Annotated in this window: 18 protein-coding genes; 10 read left to right on the plus strand and 8 right to left on the minus strand. The window is 73.2% G+C overall.

What is annotated here, in order from left to right; genetic code table 11:
- Positions 1–89: 89 nt before the first annotated feature.
- Together AB0H57_RS11700 and nudC are read left to right on the plus strand one after the other, a co-directional pair.
- Positions 90–1,433: a pitrilysin family protein gene (locus AB0H57_RS11700; RefSeq protein WP_357505273.1), complete on the plus strand. Its 1,344-nt coding sequence runs from the start codon at positions 90–92 to the stop codon at positions 1,431–1,433.
- On the plus strand, positions 1,430–2,389 hold the full coding sequence (gene nudC, locus AB0H57_RS11705; protein WP_357505275.1) for an NAD(+) diphosphatase: 960 nt from the start codon (positions 1,430–1,432) through the stop codon (positions 2,387–2,389). Before AB0H57_RS11700 ends, nudC begins: the two co-directional genes overlap by 4 nt.
- A 178-nt stretch (positions 2,390–2,567) precedes the next feature.
- Here the strand turns inward: nudC and AB0H57_RS11710 are convergent, their stop codons facing one another.
- From AB0H57_RS11710 to AB0H57_RS11720, 3 genes are all read right to left on the minus strand, one after another.
- Positions 2,568–2,831 carry a hypothetical protein gene (locus AB0H57_RS11710; RefSeq protein WP_357505277.1) on the minus strand — a complete coding sequence of 88 codons (264 nt, stop codon included), beginning with the start codon at positions 2,829–2,831 and terminating at the stop codon, positions 2,568–2,570.
- 216 nt (positions 2,832–3,047) lie between these two features.
- Positions 3,048–3,284, minus strand: a complete 237-nt coding sequence (locus tag AB0H57_RS11715; RefSeq protein ID WP_357505279.1) for a DUF397 domain-containing protein — start codon at positions 3,282–3,284, stop codon at positions 3,048–3,050.
- Between the two features lie 71 nt (positions 3,285–3,355).
- Positions 3,356–4,333, minus strand: a complete 978-nt coding sequence (locus tag AB0H57_RS11720; RefSeq protein ID WP_357505281.1) for a helix-turn-helix transcriptional regulator — start codon at positions 4,331–4,333, stop codon at positions 3,356–3,358.
- Between the two features lie 137 nt (positions 4,334–4,470).
- On the opposite strand from AB0H57_RS11720, the gene AB0H57_RS11725 reads away from it, so the two are divergent.
- A complete protein-coding gene (locus AB0H57_RS11725) occupies positions 4,471–5,811 on the plus strand; it encodes an MFS transporter (RefSeq protein ID WP_357505283.1) in 1,341 nt (446 codons plus the stop codon).
- On the opposite strand, the gene AB0H57_RS11730 is transcribed toward AB0H57_RS11725, so the two are convergent.
- Positions 5,795–6,034, minus strand: a complete 240-nt coding sequence (locus tag AB0H57_RS11730; protein WP_357505285.1) for a mycoredoxin — start codon at positions 6,032–6,034, stop codon at positions 5,795–5,797. The genes AB0H57_RS11725 and AB0H57_RS11730 overlap by 17 nt on opposite strands.
- Positions 6,035–6,122: 88 nt before the next feature.
- On the opposite strand from AB0H57_RS11730, the gene AB0H57_RS11735 reads away from it, so the two are divergent.
- The 3 genes from AB0H57_RS11735 (at position 6,123) to AB0H57_RS11745 (ending at position 9,172) form a co-directional block, all read left to right on the plus strand.
- Positions 6,123–8,291, plus strand: coding sequence for an ATP-dependent DNA helicase UvrD2 (locus AB0H57_RS11735; protein WP_357505287.1), 2,169 nt, complete (start codon positions 6,123–6,125; stop codon positions 8,289–8,291).
- A 124-nt stretch (positions 8,292–8,415) separates the two neighbouring features.
- Complete coding sequence (locus AB0H57_RS11740; protein ID WP_357505289.1) at positions 8,416–8,667, plus strand: hypothetical protein; 252 nt, start codon at positions 8,416–8,418, stop codon at positions 8,665–8,667.
- A gap of 139 nt (positions 8,668–8,806) precedes the next feature.
- Positions 8,807–9,172: a WhiB family transcriptional regulator gene (locus AB0H57_RS11745; RefSeq protein ID WP_357505291.1), complete on the plus strand. Its 366-nt coding sequence runs from the start codon at positions 8,807–8,809 to the stop codon at positions 9,170–9,172.
- 342 nt (positions 9,173–9,514) lie between these two features.
- Here AB0H57_RS11745 and AB0H57_RS11750 read toward each other — a convergent pair whose 3' ends face one another.
- The 3 genes from AB0H57_RS11750 to AB0H57_RS11760 all read right to left on the minus strand — a co-directional run bounded on the left by AB0H57_RS11750 (position 9,515) and on the right by AB0H57_RS11760 (position 12,356).
- Complete coding sequence (locus AB0H57_RS11750) at positions 9,515–10,861, minus strand: AarF/ABC1/UbiB kinase family protein (protein WP_357505293.1); 1,347 nt, start codon at positions 10,859–10,861, stop codon at positions 9,515–9,517.
- Positions 10,862–10,918: 57 nt separating this feature from the next.
- Positions 10,919–11,971, minus strand: coding sequence for a hypothetical protein (locus AB0H57_RS11755; RefSeq protein WP_357505295.1), 1,053 nt, complete (start codon positions 11,969–11,971; stop codon positions 10,919–10,921).
- Positions 11,972–12,188: 217 nt separating this feature from the next.
- Positions 12,189–12,356, minus strand: a complete 168-nt coding sequence (locus AB0H57_RS11760) for a DUF5679 domain-containing protein (protein WP_007464795.1) — start codon at positions 12,354–12,356, stop codon at positions 12,189–12,191.
- Positions 12,357–12,868: 512 nt separating this feature from the next.
- Here AB0H57_RS11760 and AB0H57_RS11765 point away from each other — a divergent pair.
- Positions 12,869–13,399, plus strand: a complete 531-nt coding sequence (locus tag AB0H57_RS11765) for a M48 family metallopeptidase (RefSeq protein WP_357505297.1) — start codon at positions 12,869–12,871, stop codon at positions 13,397–13,399.
- A gap of 62 nt (positions 13,400–13,461) precedes the next feature.
- Positions 13,462–14,064 (plus strand): hypothetical protein, encoded by a 603-nt coding sequence (locus AB0H57_RS11770; RefSeq protein ID WP_357505299.1) that lies wholly within the window; start codon positions 13,462–13,464, stop codon positions 14,062–14,064.
- A gap of 313 nt (positions 14,065–14,377) precedes the next feature.
- Here the strand turns inward: AB0H57_RS11770 and AB0H57_RS11775 are convergent, their stop codons facing one another.
- On the minus strand, positions 14,378–15,607 hold the full coding sequence (locus AB0H57_RS11775; RefSeq protein ID WP_357505372.1) for a zinc-dependent metalloprotease: 1,230 nt from the start codon (positions 15,605–15,607) through the stop codon (positions 14,378–14,380).
- Between the two features lie 186 nt (positions 15,608–15,793).
- Here AB0H57_RS11775 and AB0H57_RS11780 point away from each other — a divergent pair, with 186 nt between their 5' ends.
- Positions 15,794–16,807 (plus strand): PDZ domain-containing protein, encoded by a 1,014-nt coding sequence (locus AB0H57_RS11780; protein WP_357505301.1) that lies wholly within the window; start codon positions 15,794–15,796, stop codon positions 16,805–16,807.
- 124 nt (positions 16,808–16,931) lie between these two features.
- On the plus strand, positions 16,932–19,916 hold the full coding sequence (locus AB0H57_RS11785; protein ID WP_357505303.1) for a UPF0182 family protein: 2,985 nt from the start codon (positions 16,932–16,934) through the stop codon (positions 19,914–19,916).
- Positions 19,917–20,040 lie beyond the last annotated feature (124 nt).

Consider the following 20,040-nt stretch of genomic DNA (forward strand, 5'->3'; position numbering starts at 1 on the left):
GCCCCGCAGTCGCGAATGAAGGAGGCTCGGTGAGCGCGAGGAGTGAGCCGGTTTTGCGAGCCCCGCAGTCGCGAACGGAAGACGGTTCAGTGACGGCAACCGTTCAGACGGATACCCGGGCGCTGCCGGCGCTCGGCCCGACCCGGCAGCTGAAGGTGCCGAAGCAGGCCGAGCGGACGCTCGACAACGGGCTCACCGTGATCGCCGTACGCCGGCCGGCGGTCCCCCTGGTGGAGCTGCGGCTCTGGATGCCCTTCGGTCAGGCACACCTGGCCCGTGGCGCCACGCTCGCGCAGACCATCCTGTCCGGAACGGCGACCCACAGCGCCACCCAGATCGCCGCCGAGCTGCAGAAGGTCGGCGGCGGGCTCTCCGCCGGCATCGACCCGGACCGGCTGATGCTCTCCGGGGCGAGCCTGGTCACCGGGCTGGACCGGATGCTGGAGATCCTGGCCGACGTGCTCACCGGGGCGGCCTACCCGGCCGACTGGGTGCAGACCGAGCGGGAGCGGCTGGTCGACCGGATCCAGGTCGCCCAGAGCCAGCCGGCCCACCTGGCCCGGACGGCGCTGCTGAAGCGGATCTACGGCCGGCACCCGTACGCCGTGCAGACCCCCGAGCCGGACCAGGTCCGGGCGGTCCGCCCGGCCGCCCTGCGCCGGCTGCACGCCGAGCGGGTGCACCCGGCCGGCGCGGTGCTGGTGCTGGTCGGCGACGTGCAGCCGGACCGCGCCGTGGAGGCCGCCGAGCAGGCCCTCGCGGGCTGGACCGGGCCGGGGCAGGAGGCCGAGCTGCCACCCGCGCCGCCGCTGGAGGCCGGCCCGTTGCTGCTGGTGGACCGGCCCGGCGCGGTGCAGTCGTCGCTGCGCGTCGCCCTGCCGGCGGTGCCCCGCACCCATCCCGACCACGCCGCGCTGCAACTGGCGAACCTGCTCTTCGGCGGCTACTTCTCCTCCCGCTGGACGGAGAATATCCGCGAGGACAAGGGCTACACGTACGGGCCGCACTCGGGGATCGAGCATTCGGTGGCCGGTTCGGTGCTGGTCGCCGCCGCCGAGGTGGCCACCGAGGTGACCGGCCCGGCGCTGCTGGAGACCAGGTACGAGCTGGGCCGGCTGGCCTGCCTGCCGCCGAAGCCGGACGAGCTGGAGCAGGCCCGGCAGTACGCGCTCGGCACGCTCCAGCTCGGCATGTCCACCCAGGCCGGCCTCGCGTCGCTGACCAGCGCGTACGCGGGCAACGGGCTGCGCCTGGACTTCCTGGCCGAGCACGCGGCCCGGTTGGCGAAGGCGACCGTGGACGACGTCGCCGCGGCGGCGGCCCGCTACCTGGCCCCGGCCGGGGCGGTGACCGTGGTGCTCGGCGACGCCGAGCGCGTCGAGGGGCAGTTGGCCGCGTTGACCCCGGTGCGGCGGGTGGCGGCCGGGTCGTGAGCGGCGAGTCGGTGCCACCGCTGGCCCGGTCCACCCTGGACCGGGCCGCGCACCGCCGTACCGACCCCCAGTGGCTGGCCGAGGCCTGGGAACGGGCCCGGGTGCTGGTGCTGGACTCGACCGCCGAGGGCCGAGCCCTGGTTCGTGGCGCGGCCGCCCCACCGGAGCTGGTGCTGCTCGGCTCGGGCGAGCTGCCCGAGGTGCCCCGCTCGGTGCCGATGTTCCTCGGCGTCGAGCCGGACGGGGTGCCGGTCTTCGCGGTGGACGGCCCGCTGCCCGAGCTGCCCGGCGCCCGAGCGGTGCACCTGCGCGACGTCGGCCACCTGCTGACCGACCGGGACGCCGGCATCTTCACCACCGCGCTCGCCCTGCTGAACTGGCATCTTCGGCACGGCTACTCGGCCGGGTCCGGCCGGCCGACGCAGGTGGACGAGGCCGGCTGGTCGCGGATCGACCCGGCCGGGGACCGGGCCTGGCCGCGTACCGATCCGGCGATGATCGTGCTGGTGCACGACGGCGGGGCCGGCCCGGACGGGCGCTGCCTGCTCGGCAACAACGCCGCCTGGCCGGGCGTGCCGGGCCGGCGGCGCTACTCCTGCCTCGCCGGGTACGTCGAGCCGGGGGAGTCGGCGGAGGCGGCGGTGCTGCGCGAGGTGCGCGAGGAGGTCGGCGTCGCGGTCGAGGGCATCGCGTACGCGGGCAGCCAGGCCTGGCCGTTCCCGGGCTCGCTGATGCTGGGCTTCCTGGCCCGGGCGGACGCCGACGCCCCGGTACGGGTCGACCCGGTGGAGATCGCCCACGCCCGCTGGTTCACCCGGCGCGAGATCGGAGCGGCGCTGGCGGGCCGGGACGTGGACACCGGCGACGGTGAGCTGCTGGTGCTCCCGCCGCCGGCGTCGATCGCGCTGTTCCTGATCCACCGCTGGCTGGACGGCTGGTTGGACGGCGGGCACTGACCCTGGTCGCCGGCGCGTCGGCGACGATGCCGGCCAGGACCGGCCCGCCCGGTGCCGTACGAGGTCCCGGCCCGGACCGCCGTTGCCGCGACGGTCACGGGCCGGGACCGGGGGCCGTCGTGGCGCGGCGGGCGAGGAACACGGCGGGGGAGCCGGCCACGACGGACGTCCGATGAGGTCAGCCGCCTTCCCGGTACAGGCCGTGGGGCACCTCGTCGAGGGCGAGCACCTTGACCCGCTGCCGGCCGCAGCGGACCGCGCCCACCGTGGCGAGCGCCCGGGCCAGCACCAGCGCGGCCTCGCGGTCCTCGGCGTGCACCACCTGCCGGCGGGCCTCCGGCGTGGCCCTCTCGTCGCGCAGCCGGCCGCCGCCGGCCCAGGCTGCCGCGATCTCACCGTCGGCGGCGGCGCGGATGTCGGTGCGTACGATCAGGAACCGCATGGGTGTCTCCCGATGAACCGCGACGAACGAATACCCGCTGGAACTTCCACGTCACTCTTGCGTCATGTTACGCCGCGAGGTCGTCCCAGCAAGTGAAACGCGCCTATTGGTGCGAGCCGTCGTCCGATCGGATGACGCCTGCTCAACGGGGTCGTCGGCCGAAGACGCCGACGGGGCCGCCGGCGTCACGCCGACGGCCCCGTCCCGGTCGGGGGATCAGTTCAGATCGAACTGTCCGTTCTTCGCCCCGGTGATGAAACCGAGCCAGCCGGCCCGGTTGAACAGCAGCACCGGGCCCCCGCGGTCCTTGCTGTCGCGGAGGGCGACCGCGGCCGGTCCGGTGCGCAGCGGGGCGACCTCCACGCAGTTCGAGGTCTGGCTTCTGGTGCTGGTGCGCCAGGGCGCGCTGGCGAGTTCGCGGGCGAGGGCGGACGTGCGGCCGATCTCGTTCATGGTTCTGCTCCTGATGGTGACACTGCTCCGATGGGGAACGAGTGGCCCGGCACGCCACGACGGGGCCGGGATCACCGGTCCGTCAGGCGCCCGGAAGGGCGGCGCTGGACCGGCGCCGTTGCCGATCCGTACGCCACCGTGGACGGAGCCGCCGCGTCGGAGAGCCGCCCCGCGGCCTCGAAGAGCCAGGTGACGGTGTCCGTCTCGGGGAGCGCCGCCGAGCATAGCCACTCGAACACCACTTTATAGCGATTTAAGGTGTTTACCTCGGTTGACATGACGTCGGTGAAGCCGCCTTCGATCGCCAGCGTCTCCGGATCCTGCGGATCGGCGAACCGGTACAGCGAGAACGCGGTCGGCGGCAGGTAGCAGTCGGCGATCCGGGTGTCCCGGTGCAGCAGGTGCAGCGTGACGTTCGGCAGCATGGCCAGCTCGCAGAGGTGGGCGAGCTGCTCGCGCAGCACCTCCGGCGAGCCGGCCCGGTGTCCCAGGGCCGCCTCCTCCAGCACCGCGGTGTACCGCGGCGCGTCGGGGCGGGTGAGCAGCGACTGCCGGGCGAGCCGGGCGCGTACCTCGGTGTCGGCGTCCTCGACCGGCTCCGGGTCACCGGCCCGCTCGTCGACCTGGCGGGCCGAGAGGATCCGCAGCCGGGCGTACCCGGGGGTCTGCAACAGGCCGGGCACCAGGACCGGGTTGTATTCCGAGATGGCGGCGCAGCCCGCCTCCAGCTCGGCCCAGCCGCGCTGCTGCTGGGTCATCACCGGGTAGTTCTTCAGCAGCCACCCCCGCATGTCCCCGGCCTCCTGGGTGATGCCGAGCAGCTCGTCGCGGGACTCGGCGTCCACCCCGTACAGGTCGAGCAGGATCCGCACGTCCTCCGGGTCCGGCCGGCTGCGGCCGTTCTCCAGTCGGGACAGCTTGGACGCGGAGGCCCAGCCGATCCGCTCGATGACCTGATCCCCGGTCAGGCCGGCGAGCTCGCGGAGACGGCGTAGTTCGGTGCCCAACCGGCGACGTCGCAGGATCGGGCTGGGTACGGCAGGAGGCACTTCGTCCTCTTCTCCGTCGACCGCCGCCGACGCGACGGTAACTGTATGAAATTCGCCCCCCACGGTCAGTATGGACGTCGCGACCGGCGCCGGAGGTTCCGGCAAGGGGCGTGTCTCGAAGAAAAGAGGAGGGACCCATGCGCACCGTCCTGCGCCGCCCCGACTTCCGCCTGCTCTTCGCGGCCGTGCTGGCCAGCATGGCCGCCGAGTCGATCCTGCTGCTCGCCTTGGCGATCTGGGTGAAGGACCTGACCGGATCGGACGGGCTGGCCGGTGCCACCATCTTCGCGATCATCGCGCCGATGGTGCTGGCCCCGCTCGTCGGCTGGGTGGTCGACCGGTACCCCCGCCGGCCGTTCTTCGTGGTCGCGAACCTCACCACGGCGGTGCTGCTCACCCCGCTCTTCGCGGTCCGCGACCGAGCGGACGTCTGGGTGATCTACGTGGTCGCCGGCCTGTACGGACTGTCCTACATCACGCTCAGCGCCGCGCTCAGCGGACTGGTCCGGCAACTGGTGCCGGTCGAGCTGCTGGCCGACGCGAACGGCGTGCTGCAGACCGTCCGGCAGGGACTGCGGTTGGTCGGGCCGCTCGCCGGCGCCGCGCTCTACGCGGCCGTCGGCGGCTGGCTGCTGGTCGCCCTGGCGATGACCGGCTTCCTGACGGCCGGCACGGTGGTCGGCGCCCTGCGGGCGGCCGAGACGCCACCGTCGGCCGCCGCGCTGCGCTGGCCGGCCGAACTGGGCGCCGGGCTGCGCCATCTGGCCGGCGAGCCGGCGCTGCGCCGGGCCCTGATCGGGTACGGCCTGGGCTCGCTGGTGATGGGGTTCAGCGAGTCGCTGATCTTCGCGTACGTCGACCTGGGGCTGCGCCGCGACGCGGCGTTCGTCGGCGTGCTGGTGACCGTGCAGGGCATCGGTGGGCTGATCGGCGGGCTGCTCTCACCCACCGTGGTGCGTCGGGTCGGCGAGCTGGGCGCGCTCGCGGCCGGGGTGACCCTCTTCGGCCCGGCGGCGCTGGCCCTGGCGTACCCGCACCTCTGGCTCGGCTTCGCGGCGCTGCTGCTGGCCGGCCTCTCCCTACCGCTGATCATGGTGGGGTTGAACACGCTGGTGCAGCGGCGTACCCCGCCCGGACTGCTCGGCCGGGTCGCCGCCGCCTCGGAGGCGCTGGTCAGCGGCCCGCAGGCGATCTCGATCGGGGCGGGCGCCCTGCTCGTCGGGGTGCTCGACTACCGGCTGCTCTTCGTGCTGGTCGGGCTGATCACCACGGCCGCCGGCGGCTACCTCTGGCACGGCCGCCGGCTGTCCGCCCCACCCGGCGCACCGCCCGCCACCCCGACCCGACTCCCGATCCCGTCCCCTCGCCGGCCCGCCGCCGTGGCGGTCGATCATGGAGTCGGCGGTGCGGCCCGCCGCGACGGACCCCGCCAACTCCATGATCAACCGCGGCGATGCCGGGTCAGGCGATCGTGGTGAGGTGGTCCTTGACCTGCTTGATCGAGGGGTTGGTCAGGGCGCTGCCGTCGGCGAAGCGCAGCGTCGGCACCGTCTGGTTGCCGCCGTTCACGCTCATCACGAACTCGGCGGCCTTCGGGTCCTGCTCGATGTCGACCACCTCGTACCCGATGCCCTCTCGGTCCAGCTGCGACTTGAGCCGGTGGCAGTAGCCGCACCAGGGGGTGGAATACATCGTCAACATGCTCAGGCCCTCCAAGTGGCTCGCGCCCGGTCCGGTCAGGCCAGGCTAACCACTGCAACGTCGGTCGAAGCTGAGATGATTCCTGGCTGTGGTGGTTCACTCAGCGGCGGAGCGGGTGCTGGCCGGGCTGGATCCGGAGCAGCGCTCCGCGGTCACCGCCCCCGCCGGCCCGGTCTGCGTGCTGGCCGGGGCCGGCACCGGCAAGACCCGGGCGGTGACCTCCCGGATCGCGTACCGGGCGCTGAGCGGGGAGATCTCCGCCCGGCACGTGCTCGCGGTGACCTTCACCGCCCGCGCCGCGGCCGAGCTGCGCAGCCGGCTCACCGGCTTCGGGGTGCCCGGGGTGCAGGCGCGCACGTTCCACGCCGCGGCACTGCGCCAGGTCCGCTACTTCGCCCCCCGGCTGCTGGAGGGGCGGGCCATGCCCGAGCTGCTGGACAGCAAGGTCCGGCTGGTCACCCTCGCCGCCGCCAAGGTCGGCCTGCGCGCCGACCGGGCCGCCGCCCGGGACCTGGCCGGTGAGATCGAGTGGGCCAAGTCGTCGCTGGTCGAGCCTGGGGAGTACGTGGTGGCCGCGGCCAAGGCGCTGCGCGACACCCCGCACGAGCCGGCCAAGGTGGCCGAGGTCTTCGCCGCGTACGAGCGGACCAAGCGCGCCAACGGTGTGATCGACTTCGAGGACATGCTGCGGGCCGCGGTCTGGGGGATCGAGGAGCACCCCGACGTCGCCGAGCAGGTACGCGGCCAGTACCGGCACCTCGTCGTCGACGAGTACCAGGACGTCAACCCGCTCCAGCAGCGGCTGCTGGAGGCGTGGCTGGGTGGGCGGGACGACCTCACCGTGGTAGGCGACGCCAGCCAGACCATCTACTCGTTCACCGGCGCCAGCTCGTCGTACCTGGTCGACTTCCCGCGCCGGTACCGCACCGCCACCGTGGTCCGGCTGGTCCGCGACTACCGCTCCACGCCCCAGGTGGTGGGGCTGGCCAACGCGGTGATCTCCCAGGCCCGGGGCACCGAGGCGCGGTTGCGGTTGGAACTGGTCGGCCAGCGGCCGGCCGGCCCGGAGCCGGACCTGCGGATCTTCACTGACGAGCCGGCCGAGGCGGCGGCGGTGGCGGCCCGCTGCCGGGCCATGATCGACGCGGGCACGCCGGCCCGGGAGATCGCCGTGCTGTTCCGCACCAACGCGCAGTCCGAGGCGTACGAGAAGGCGCTCACCGAGGCCGAGGTGCCGTACCTGGTACAGGGCGCCGAGCGCTTCTTCGAGCGGGTCGAGGTGCGCCAGGCGATGGTGGCGCTGCGCGCGGCCACCCGCTCGATCCCCGGCGAGACCCCGCCGCCGGTCGCGGTGCGGGAGGCGCTGGCCGCGGTCGGCTGGGCGCCGGACGCCCCGCCGCCGGGCGGCGCCGCCCGGGAGCGCTGGGAGGCCCTGGCCGCGCTGGTCCAGCTCGCCGAGGAGTACGCCGCGACCGGTGAGGTGACGCTCATCGGGGAGGCCGCCGCGATCGAGCGACCAGTGACGCTGGCCGACTTCAACGAGGAGCTGGCCCGGCGGGCCGCCCAGCAGCACGTGCCGACCGTGGACGGGGTGACCCTGGCCTCGCTGCACTCCGCCAAGGGGCTGGAGTGGGACGCGGTCTTCCTGGTCGGGCTCTCCGAGGGCACCCTGCCCACCACGTACGCGCGCACCGTCGAGCAGGTGGAGGAGGAACGCCGGCTGCTCTACGTCGGGGTGACCCGCGCCCGGCAGTGGCTCTGGCTGTCGTACGCCACGGCCCGGTCCCCGGGCGGGCGGGCCCGGCGGCCCAGCCGCTTCCTGCCCCAGCTGGACCGCTCCGGCGGCGCCGAGCGGGCCGGCGGCGCGGCGGCGGCCCGGCGGGCCGGCGGGGAGGCCCGCCGCAACCGGGTGATCTCCTGCCGGATCTGCGGCGCCACCCTGCTCGCCGGCCCGGACCGCAAGCTGGGCCGCTGCCCGACCTGCCCGTCCGACCTGGACGAGGAGCTGTACGAGCGGCTGCGGGAGTGGCGGGTCCGGGTGGCCGGCGCACAGAAGGTGCCGTCGTACGTGGTCTTCACCGACGCCACGCTGACCGCGCTGGCCGAGCGGCGGCCCGGCCGGGTCGAGGACCTGATCGCGATCGCCGGGATCGGCCCCCGCAAACTCGGCCTTTACGGCGAGTCGGTCCTGGCCTTGGTCAGGGGCGCGACCGTCGACGACGTCTGCTCACAGAAAAGTTTCGAAATCCAGCCGTAAATCGTTTGCCCTCCCCCGCGGACGAGGAATAGCCTCAGGACACACCTCGCGAGCGGCGCCATTCCGGCTGCTCACGGGGGCTGAGCCCATGATCGGCATGAGGAACGAGAGGGAGGTGGCACCCGTGGAGATCTTCACCTATGAGCGTCTGGCGGCGATGCCGGCTGCCGTCGTTCCGCTGTCGGCTGTCCGGGTGGCCCACGCCACTCGACCGTCGGCTCCGCAGGTGCACCAGGTCCCGGTTCAGGCCGAGCTGAACCTGACCGTCGCACCGCTCGCGGAGATCGAGGGGACCAGTGGCTTCACGGGCATGGGCATCGGCGCCAAGAAGCGCACGGATGTCCGCGGCGTTCCACCTCGAGGTAGACCGGTCTGACCACCAGACCACCGGCTCACCTCGAGGCCGCGGAACCCGCATACCGGGATCCGCGGCCTCAGTTTTTTGCCCGCACGTAGTGCCGAAGTACGTCGGAAAGCGATCCACGAGATCGAAGTGAGAGAGAGGTGACCGGGCGATGAGTCTGGCGTTGGCCCCGCTCGACGTAGCCGTCGAGGTGGAGGCGAACCTGCCCTGCCGGAAGTTCGACCCCGACCTGTGGTTCTCCGACTCGCCTGCCGAGCTCGAGCTGGCCAAGTCGCTCTGCGGGGACTGCCCGCTGCGCGTCGAGTGCCTCGCCGGCGCGGTGGAGCGGGCCGAGCCCTGGGGCGTCTGGGGTGGCGAGATCTTCGAGCGTGGCGCGGTCGTCCCGCGCAAGCGGCCCCGTGGCCGTCCGCGCAAGGAGGACGTCGCCCGCGACGCTCAGCTCCGGGTCGAGGCCGAGGCGCGACTGGCGGCCAGTGGGCTGTCCGAGGCGCGTCACACGGTCCGGCTGGCGGCCTGACAACTTCCCGATCCGTACGTCCCCCGCCGGTGGTACCACCGGCCGAGAGAAAGCCGAAACGATGCTGCACCTGCCGAACGGAACCGAGATGCAACTACTCAACGAAGCGTTGTCCCGGGCTCGAATGCGCCGGCCTCAGGCCGGTCGTACCACCACGAGCACTGAGGCAGCCCGTTCCGCCCGTACCGTCGCGATGAAGAGCCGGCGCCAGTCGGCCCGCGAACTGGGCGTTCTGTAATTCGATCCACGATCACGACGGGGGCGGTGGCCGGACGGCCACCGCCCCCGCGGTGTCTCTCCCGCCGGCGGTGAGCCCGTGGCCGGCGCGTGGCCCGGCGGTGCTCAGCCCACCGGGGCGAAGCCGGGCAGCCAGCGCTCCAGGATCGCCCGGTACGGCGCCTTCGCCTCCAGCTGGCACAGCACCCCGATCGAGCCCAGCGTCACCCGGTGGATCAGCAGGTACGACGGGGGCAGGTTGAGCTGCCGGCTCAGCTGGTACGCGGGCGACCGGGGGCTGGCCAGCCGGGTCGCCTCGCCGCGCAGCCAGGCCCGGGTGAACCGGAACTCCTCCTCGGCCACCGGCGCGAGCATCGGCTGGATGTACGCCAGCAGCGCCTGCGCGTCGATCGGCTCGGTGCTGCTGAGGAACCCCTCGTCGCGCAGCCCGGCCACCACCGCGTCCGCGTCCCCGCGCAGGGCCAGCCCGGCGAGCCGGCCGATCGGCTCGGGGGTGCCCTCGGGCATCCGGGCGACCGCGCCGAAGTCGATCACCCCGAGCCGGCCGTCCGGGAGCAGCCGGAAGTTGCCCGGGTGCGGGTCGGCGTGCAGCAGCCCGGCCCGCATGGGGGCGGAGAGGTGCAGCTCGGCCATCAGCCGGCCCGCCTCGTCGCGCTGCTCCTCGGTGCCGGCCCGGATGATCTCCGACAGCGGGGTGCCCTCGATCCATTCGGTGATCAGCACCCGGGGCGAGGAGTCGAGCACCTCCGGGATGAAAATGTCCGGATCGTCGGCGTACGCGGCGGCGAAGGCGCGCTGCGACTCCGCCTCCAGCTCGTAGTCGAGCTCCTCGGTGATCCGCTCGCGCAACTCGGCCAGGAGCGGCTTGACGTCCAGCCCGGGCTGGATCGCGCGGAACATCCCGCCGAGCCGGGAGAGCTGCTTCAGGTCGGCGAGCAGGGCCTCGCCGGCGCCCGGGTACTGGATCTTCACCGCGACGTCCCGGTGGTTCGGGGCGCCGTTCGGGCCGTACCCCGGGTCCCGCCAGACCGCGCGGTGCACCTGGCCGATGCTGGCCGCCGCGGCCGGGGTGTCGTCGAACTCGACGAACCGGTCCCGCCAGTCCGGCCCGAGTTGCTCGGCCAGCACCTTGTGCACGCTCGCGACGGGCAGCGGCGGCGCGGCCTCCTGGAGCTTGGTCAACGCCTGCCGGTAGGGGGCGGCGACCTCTTCCGGCAGCGCCGCCTCGAAGACCGACAGCGCCTGACCGAACTTCATCGCCCCGCCCTTGAGCTGGCCGAGCACGCTGAACAACTGCTCGGCGGTGCGCTGCTGGATCTCCGCCGAGATCACCTCGGAGGCGAGGCCGGTGACCCGCTTGCCCATGCCGAGGACGGTCCGCCCGGCGAAGCCGAGCGGGAGAGCGGCGAGTTTGGCGGTCCGGGACACTGCCCGGCGCGGGATGTCGGTCACCTGGCCATTGTTACCGACGGGCGGCCTCCGCGGCTGCTCGGCAGCCGGGCCGGGCCCTCATCGGCGGCCGGAGCACCCGCAGGAGGGATGCGGCGGCCAGGTGCGGCGCCGGAAGTGCCCGGCCGCGCCGACCCGGACCGCGCAGCCGAGCGTCTCCGGGCTGCCGCCGTCCAGGTGGGCCAGCACCTCCGCGGCGGCGTAGGCGACGGCGGCGAGCTGGGTCGCCGCCGCGCAGTCCTGGACGTCGGGACCGGCGGCGGCGAGCTGGGCGGCGAGCGCCGGCCAGCCCGGGTCCCGGTCGACGCGGTGCAGGTCCAGGCAGTTCAGGCAGGGGCCGACCGGCGGGCGCACCAGGGGCCCGACCACGGGTACGCCCTCGCGGAGCCCGAGCAGCAGGTGCGGCTGGCGGCGCTGGGCGTACCGGGCGGCGAGTAGGGCGGCGGGCCGGTCGTTGCCGAGCTGCACCACCAACTGGGCCCGGCCGCGCCCCACCCGGCCGGTGGCGGTGCCCGGCGCGGTGCGACCGACAGCGTCGCGGACCGCGGCGGCCAGCGGCCGACCGACCTCGGCGGCGGAGATGCCGGTGCCGACCAGGTCGCCGGGGCGGACCGGGCCGGCCAGGTCGGCGTCGACGTGGCCGACCCCGGCCTGGGCCAGGGCGACGGCGAGCGGACCGCCGAGCCGGCCGGCGCCGGTGAGCACCACCCGGGCGCCGCGGCGGCGGCGCAGCAGCTGGGCCGGGGTGCCGGGCAGGTCGGCCCCGGCCAGGGCGAGCGCGCCAGCCTCGCCGGCCAGCCGGTCCCGGGCGGGGCCGGCCAGGTCGCGGGGGAGCAGGGTGTGCGCGGGCACGACCAGCCCGGCGGCGTGCAGCGCGTCGAGCAGGGTCCGCGCCTCGGCGGCGGGGACGTCGACGGCCACGGCGTGGCTCAGGATGCTGCGTTCGCTGCGGGTGCCGTCGAGCAGCTCCAGCAGGCGGGCCGACCGGGGATTGGCCACCTCCAGCAGGACGGCCCGGCCGGGCTCCAGGCCGAGCTGGAGGGTGTGCCGGTCGCGCCAGAGCCGGGTGAGCCCCGGCAGCAGGGTGGGGCGGGGAAGCGCGCTACGCGTCATGACTCCGCATCGTGACCGCGTCCGTGCTGACGGTGCCTCGTTGTCCACAGGTGCGGGCCCCTGCATCCAGGGTTGTCCACAGAAAAAGCGGCGATATCCACAACCGGCCGGTAACCCTGTCGGGCACCTGACAGTGCTCGACGGCGCGGAGGCGGGCCAGGAACGGAACGAGGGACGGGGTGGCCGCCGGCCACCCCGTCCCTCGATCCCGGTCGAATCAGACCTTGGCCTTGCCCAGGATGCGGTTCACTGTTGTCCCGCACACCGGACACTTGCCCTTGGCCATGTTCATCCCGGTCTTCGAGACCTCAACGTGCCCCTCGAAGTCCCGCTTCTCCTTGCACTTGACGCAGTAGCCGTTGTACGTCTGGGCCTGGTCGGCCACGGTAGCCCTCCTCGTCTCGTCCGCCGGTCATCCCTTCCCGGCGGTGCGCCCGGCGATGGGCGCCCTCCGGACCCCCACGCTGGACTTCTCCGCGGCCACCCACGTGACCGCTGGTTGGCGGACCCTACCCAGGACTGGGCGGTTCCATGTCAGCTGTCCATCGACACTGTGAGCAAGTCGACGTCGAGAGTGTGCATGCCGGATTGGGCCGGATAAGGCAGTTTGCCGGGGACACGCCGGGTAAAGCCGTTCAGATCACCCCGTGTGGGTCCTCGGTCGTGACCGCCACCGGTGATCACCTATCGTGTTCGGCCGAGCCGTCGTCGGCCGTCGCGCCGCCACGAAGGGTGATCGCCGGCCCGCCCGAGGGGTCCGCAAGGACTTTTTTTCGGGACTCTTGGTAACCAACCGTGATTTTCCGGGCGCATGTCGTGCGGTTGACCCTTGCGGATCCCTGGTCAGTAAGCATTAGCTTTCCTTCGTGACAGGAAACCGAGGCTGAGCGCCCGGCCATGGCAGGGGTGCGGAAGCCGGTCGTCGAGGTACGGCGCAGCCAGCGTCGGCGACGCACAGTGTCCGCGTACCGGGACGGCGAGCGGGTGGTCGTGCTCATCCCCGACCAGTTCTCCCGGGCCGAGGAGTCCGAGTGGGTCGACCGGATGCTGGCCCGGCTCGCCGCGCGGGAAGGCCGGCTGGCCCGGTCCGACGCCGAGCTGCTCGTCCGCGCCACCCGGCTGATCTCGCTCTATCTCGCTGATCACGGCCCGCAGGCCGTACCGGCCAGCGTCCGGTGGGTGAGCAACCAGAACGGCCGGTGGGGCTCCTGCACCCCCGCCGACCGGACCATCCGGATCTCGCACCGGCTGCAGGACATGCCGGAATGGGTCATCGACTACGTGCTGGTGCACGAGCTGGCGCACCTGATCGTACCCAGCCACAACGCCCGGTTCTGGGCGCTGGTCGGGCGGTACCCGAAGGCCGAGCGGGCCCGGGGCTACCTGGAGGGCGTCGCGGCGGCGTCCGGCATGCCGGAGGGCGACTGACGCTCGTCCGGGCCCCCGCACAGCCCGGTGGTGACCGGCGGCACATGGCCTAGGGTCGGGGCATGGTCCGACGTGTGGTGGTGGCGTTGCTCGGCCCGGTGCCCTGGACGCCGCCGGGGATCGACCCGCGCCGGTGGCGCACCGCGCTCGCCGAGGACGTGGTGGACCTGCTCGCGACGCTGGACGAGGTGGAGACCGCGGTGGCGGTGACCGCGGCCGACCGGTGGCTCGCCGACGCGGTCGTCTGGCCCGCCACCGAGGTGTACGAAGTGCCGGCACCGACGGTCGACGCTGTCCTCGCCACGCTCACCGGGTACGACCAGGCGGCCGTCGTCGCCGCCGACGCCCCGGACGTCCCGGGCCTGACCCTCGGCAAGCTGCTCCGCCCGCTCAGCACCAGACCGGTCGCGGTGGCCCCGGCCGAGGGGACCGGACCGGGCCTGCTCGGCGTCGCCGCCCGGCTGCCCGTACCCGACTGGCTGCCGCCGCTGGACCTGGACACCGCCGTCCCGGCCGACGTCCGGTCGGCGGCCCCACGGCCCGGCGACGTGGCGGTGACCCCGGCCTGGCGCCGGCTGCGCGGGCCGGCCGACCTGGCCACCCTGGACCCGGCCTTCGAGGGCTGGGAGGCGACCCGCGCCCTGCTCTCCGCCCGCCCGACCTGACAACCCGCGCCTCGGCCACTTCGCCCGCGGGGACCGCGCCTGTCGGTTCGTGCCTCGGCCGTTCGGGAGCACAGATGCGATTGAGCGTGATACCTCAGAGTCATCAATATGCCTCTGAGGTATCACGCTCGATTCGGTCCAGCTGGGTGGCCCGGCCGGCGTCGACGGATGGCTCGGCCGTCCCACCCGGTCACGAAGGCAGACCGGGACACAGGGCCCCGAAAGGGCCGCGTGCCGGAGCCGGGCCGCGGAGCCGGGGCCGAGCGGCGCAGCCGGGCCGGAGCGCGGCCACGGCGACGAACTGGCCGGGACGTCAGGCCTGCGCCGGGCCACCCTCGGCGTCGTCCGGCCCGTCCTGCCGGCTGCCCGGCGCCTGCTCCGGCGGGCCGCCCGGCGCGGTGAAGTCGAAGCTGTCCAGCTCACCAAGGTCGAGCTGGGACTGCGCGAACGCCACCGGGTCGGCGAAGTCGTCGTCGGAGGGGAGCAGATCCGGGTGGTCCCAGAGGCCGTCCCGGCCGGCGATCCCCCGGTGCTCGGTCAGCGCCGCCCAGAGCGCCGCCGCCTCGCGCAGCCGGCGCGGCCGCAGCTCCAGCCCGACCAGGGCGGCGAAGGTCTGCTCGGCCGGGCCGCCCGCGGCCCGGCGGCGCCGGAACGCCTCGCCCAGGCGTACGACGTTGGGTAGGCGCTCGCCCCCCGCGTTGTCCACCACGTGGCAGACCCAGCCCTCGACCAGGGCGAGCACGGTCTCCAGCCGGGCCAGCGACGCCTTCTGCGCCGGGGTGTCCTCGGGGGTGAAGATGCCCTCCAGGGCGATCGCCTGCATGGACTCCGGGTCGGTCGGGTCGACCCGGCCCATCGCCTCCTCGATCGCCTCCCGGTTGACCCGGATGCCCGAGGCGTAGTTCTCCACCGCGGTGAGCACGTGCCCGCGCAGCCACGGGACGTGCTGGAACAGCCGCTGGTGCGCCGCCTCGCGCAGCGCGACGTAGAGGCGTACCTCGTCCTCGGGCAGCTCCAGGCCCTCGCCGTACGCCCGGATGTTGGCCGGGATCAGCGCGGCCGTGCCGGCCGGTCCGAGCGGCAGCCCGATGTCGCCGGCGGAGAGCACCTCCGCGGCGAGCGAGCCCAGGGCCTGCCCGAGCTGGCCGCCGAAGAGCGCGCCGCCCAGCGTGGCGACCATCGACTGCATCGGGCCGAGCTGGGCGCGGGCCTCCGGCGGCACCAGGTCGCCCATGGCACCCACCATCCGGCTGGCCACCGGGTCGCACAGCTTGCGCCAGACGTCCAGCGTCTTGTAGATCCACTCGTTGCGGTTCCAGGCCACCGAGGTCCGGATGCCCGTCGGCCACGCCGACGCCGGCTCCAGCCAGAGATCGGCCAGGCGCAGCGCCTCCTCCACCGCGTGCCGCTCGTACGGAGACACCGCCGGGTCGCCGGCGGCGGCGAGCTGGCTGGCGGCCACCTGCCGGGCCAGGTCCCAGTTGACCGGCCCGCTGCCCGGCGCGGAGAGCAGGTGCTGCAACTGCGACATGAACTGCTGCATCTGCGCGGGATCGTTGGGGTCTGGTGGCTGCCCACCCGGGAGCGCGAAACCGAACGGAATATCAGGCACGACGTCTACGGTACGCGGGCCGCGCCCCAGGTCGCCCGCGTCGGCGTTGCGCTGAGGGCGAAGTGGCGGCTTCGGTCCTCCCGGGGCGGGGCCACCTCGCTCGGTACGCTCTGCCGCATGAGACGTCGCGGCGTGACCGTCCTCCTCGGTGCCCTGCTCACCGCTCTGCTCAGCATCGGGGTGCTCGGCGCGCCCATCCCGTACGTCGTGCTCGGTCCGGGACCGACCGTGAACACCCTCGGCACCGAGAACGGCAAGGAGGTCATCCAGATCTCCGGGCGGTCCACCTCGACCTCGGCCGGCCAGCTACGGCTGACCACCGTCGGCGTGCAGCCCACGGTGCGGCTGCGGTCGGCGCTGGCCGGCTGGTTCTCCGCCGACGAGGCGGTGGTGCCGCGCGAGCTGGTGTACCCGCCGGGGGAGACCCAGCAGGAGGTCGAGAAGCGCAACGCGGAGGACTTCCAGGCGTCGCAGACCAGCGCGGAGACGGCGGCCCTGCGCAGGCTGGGCTACCCGGTCCAGGTGGCGGTCAAGACGGTGGTCCCGGGCGGGCCGGCGGCCGGCGTGCTCAAGGTCGGCGACGTGGTCAGCGCGGTCGACGGGGAGCCGGTGACCAGCGCCGCGAAGCTGACCGAGCTGATCCGGGCCAAGCCCGCCGGCACCGTACTCAAGATCGGCTACACCCGCGGTGGGGCCGCCGCCAGCGCCGACGTCACCAGCCGAGAACAGGACGGCCGGCCGCGGATCGGGATCGAGATCGACCAGCGGCAGCCGCACCCCTTCACGCTGAGCATCGACCTCGGGGACATCGGCGGGCCGAGCGCCGGGCTGATGTTCGCCCTCGGCATCATCGACAAGCTGGAGCCGGCGGACCTCACCGGCGGGAAGATCATCGCGGGCACCGGCACGATCGACGACGAGGGCCGGGTCGGCCCGATCGGCGGCATCGCCCAGAAGCTGGTCGGCGCCAAGGAGGCCGGGGCGAAGGTGTTCCTGGTGCCGGCGGACAACTGCGCCGAGGCCGTCCGCAACCCCCAGCCCGATCTGCCGTTGCTCCGGGTGGGGTCGCTGGACGAGGCGCTGAAGGCGCTGGACACGCTGCGCGCCGGGGGCCAGCCGACCCGGTGCTGACCGGCCGGGACGGCCGCCTCCGGGGATCGTGACGTGACCTTGACGGTCGTGTTCAGGAACACCCCGTACTCTTGGTGCCTGGTCAAAGCCGATCACATCGAGCGTGCGGAGCCAAACAGTGGTAATGCGTAGCAGCCCCATGCCCAGGATGAGCCGGCGCGGGCGCGTCACCATCGGTGTCCTGGTGGGTGTCTTCCTGCTCTTCACCCTGCTCGGGTGGGGGGTGCAGGCGTGGACGGACTGGCTCTGGTTCGACGAGGTCCGGTACACGGAGGTCTTCACCGGGGTGCTGGTCACCCGGCTGCTGCTGTTCCTGGTGATCGGGCTCGCCGTGGCGCTGGTCGTCGGGGGCAACCTGTGGCTGGCCCACCGGCTGCGGCCCAAGCTGCACCCGCACTCCCTGGAGCAGGCCGCCCTGGAGCGCTACCGGATGCTGCTCAGCCCGCGGCTGGGCACCTGGATCGCGCTGGCCGCCGCGGTCATCGGGCTGTTCGCGGGGCTCTCCGCGCAGAGCCGGTGGAGCCAGTGGATGCTGTTCCGCAACGGCGGCAACTTCGGGGTGCAGGATCCCGAGTTCGGGGTCGACGTCGGCTTCTACGTCTTCCAGTTGCCGTTCTGGCGCTACCTGCTCGGGGTGGGCTTCACCGCCGTGGTGCTCGCGCTGATCGGCGCGCTGGCCGTGCACTACGTCTTCGGCGGGGTGCGCCTGCAGGGCGTCGGGGACCGGATGACGAACGCCGCCCGGGCCCACCTGAGCTCCCTGGTCGCCGTCTTCGTGCTGCTCAAGGCGATCGCGTACGTGCTCGACCGGCGCACCATGCTGCTGGAGTACAACGCGGGTGGCAACTTCTACGGGGCCGGCTACGCCGACGTCAACGCGCTGCTGCCGGCCAAGGAGATCCTCGCCTACATCTCGATCGTGGTGGCGATCGCGATCATCGTGTTCTCCAACGCGGTGATGCGGAACCTGGTCTGGCCCGGCATCTCGCTGGCCCTGCTCGGTGTCTCGGCGGTGGCGATCGGCGGCATCTACCCGTGGGCGGTGCAGACCTTCGAGGTCAAGCCGAGCGCCCGGGACAAGGAGGCGCCGTACATCGAACGCAGCATCGAGGCCACCCGGGCCGCGTTCGGCCTGACCGGCACCAAGACCTCCGGGTACGCGGCGGACAACCTCGTCCCACCGGCCAGCCTGGCCACCGACACCGCGGTGGTGGCCAACGCCCGGCTGCTCGACCCGCAGCTGGTCTCGGAGACGTACACCCAGCTCCAGCAGGTGCGCGGTTTCTACGACTTCGGGCCGAAGCTGGACATCGACCGGTACACGGTGGCGGACAAGACCTCCGACTACGTGGTCGGCGTCCGTGAGATCAACTACGGCGAGCTGACCGACCAGCAGCGCAACTGGATCAACAAGCACACCGTCTACACCCACGGCTACGGCCTGGTCGCCGCCCCGGCCAACCAGATCTGCAACGGCCTGCCGTACTTCGTCTCCGGCTTCCTCGGCGACGCGGGCAAGGATGCCCAGGGCTGCGCGTCGTCCTCGGACCAGATCCCGGCGAAGCAGCCGCGGATCTACTACGGCGAGCGGATGGGTCCCGACGACTACGCGATCGTGGGACAGGCCGGGGAGCGCAACGTCGAGTTCGACCGGCCCACCTCGACCGGTGGCGAGCAGTACTACACCTACACCGGCGCCGGCGGCGTCGACGTCGGCTCGTTCAGCCGGCGGCTGCTCTTCGCGATCAAGGAGCAGGAGTCGAACTTCCTGCTCTCCGAGGCGGTCAACGACAACTCGAAGCTGCTGTACGTGCGCAACCCGCGGGACCGGGTGGAGAAGGTCGCGCCGTTCCTCACGGTCGACGGCGACCCGTACCCGGCGGTGGTGGACGGCCGGGTCCAGTGGATCGTCGACGGCTACACCACGTCCGCGACCTACCCCTACTCGGAGCGGATCAACCTCCAGTCCGAGACCACCGACGAGCTGACCAACCGGGGCACCTTCCAGCTGGCCCGGGAGAACGTCAACTACATGCGCAACTCGGTGAAGGCCACCGTCGACGCGTACGACGGCACGGTCCGGCTCTACGAGTTCGACGACACCGACCCGGTGCTCAAGGCCTGGAACAAGGCCTTCGGCGGGGACCTGGTGCTGCCGAAGTCGGACACCCCGGCCGAGCTGGCGGAGCACTTCCGCTACCCGGCCGACATGTTCAAGGTGCAGCGCAACCTGCTCACCAAGTTCCACGTCACCGACCCCGGCGACTTCTACTCCGGCCAGGACTTCTGGCAGGTGCCGAACGTGCCGGACGCCCCGGACAGCGGCCAGAAGCAGCCGCCGTACTACCTGTTCACCCAGTTCCCCGAGCAGGACGAGCCGCGCTTCCAGCTCACCTCCGCGGTCACCCCGAACGGCCGGCAGAACCTCGCCGCGCTGATCTCCGGGTCGTACGTCGACGGGAAGCCGAGGCTGGAGGTGCTGGAGCTGCCGGACCAGACCCGGGTCGGCGGGCCGGTGCAGGTGCACCAGCAGATGACCAACATCGGTGACATCCGGCAGCAGCTCAACCTGCTCTCCTCGAACCAGGCCCAGGTGCAGTACGGCAACCTGCTCTCGTTGCCGTTCGCCAACGGGATGCTCTACGTCGAGCCGGTCTACGTGAAGAGCAACAGCCAGGACGCCTTCCCACTGCTGCAGCGGGTGCTCGTCTCGTACGGCGACGGCGGCTCGTACGTGGTGCTGGCCAACAACATCGCCGACGGCATCAAGCAACTGGTCGAGCAGGGCAAGAAGGCGCAGGCCGACAACCCGCCGCCGACCGGCGGCGGCACCGCACCGCCGACCACGGGCGGGACGCCGCCACCGACCACGGGCGGCACCGAGTCGCCGGTGCTCACCGGTGAGCTGGCCGCCGCCGCCGACCGGGTGCAGCAGGCCATCGGCGAGGTCAAGGCCGCGCAGACGTCCGGCGACTTCGAGCGGTACGGCCGGGCGCTGAAGACGCTGGACGACGCGATGAACGCCTTCCAGCAGGCCCAGCAGGCGGCGGGGGGCCCGGCGCCGAGCGGCAGTTCCGCCCCGTCCCCGGAACCGTCGCCGAACGGCTGATCCGGGCGCGTACACCCGGCGCGGAGCCCGGGGCAGCGGACCTTTCGGTCCCGCCCCGGGCTCCGCGCCGTTTTCCGGTGGTTGTCGGGCAGCCGACCGGTCCGGCCCGCGTCGGGTGCAACCC

Source organism: Micromonospora sp. NPDC050686, from assembly GCF_040654475.1.
Lineage (GTDB): Bacteria > Actinomycetota > Actinomycetes > Mycobacteriales > Micromonosporaceae > Micromonospora.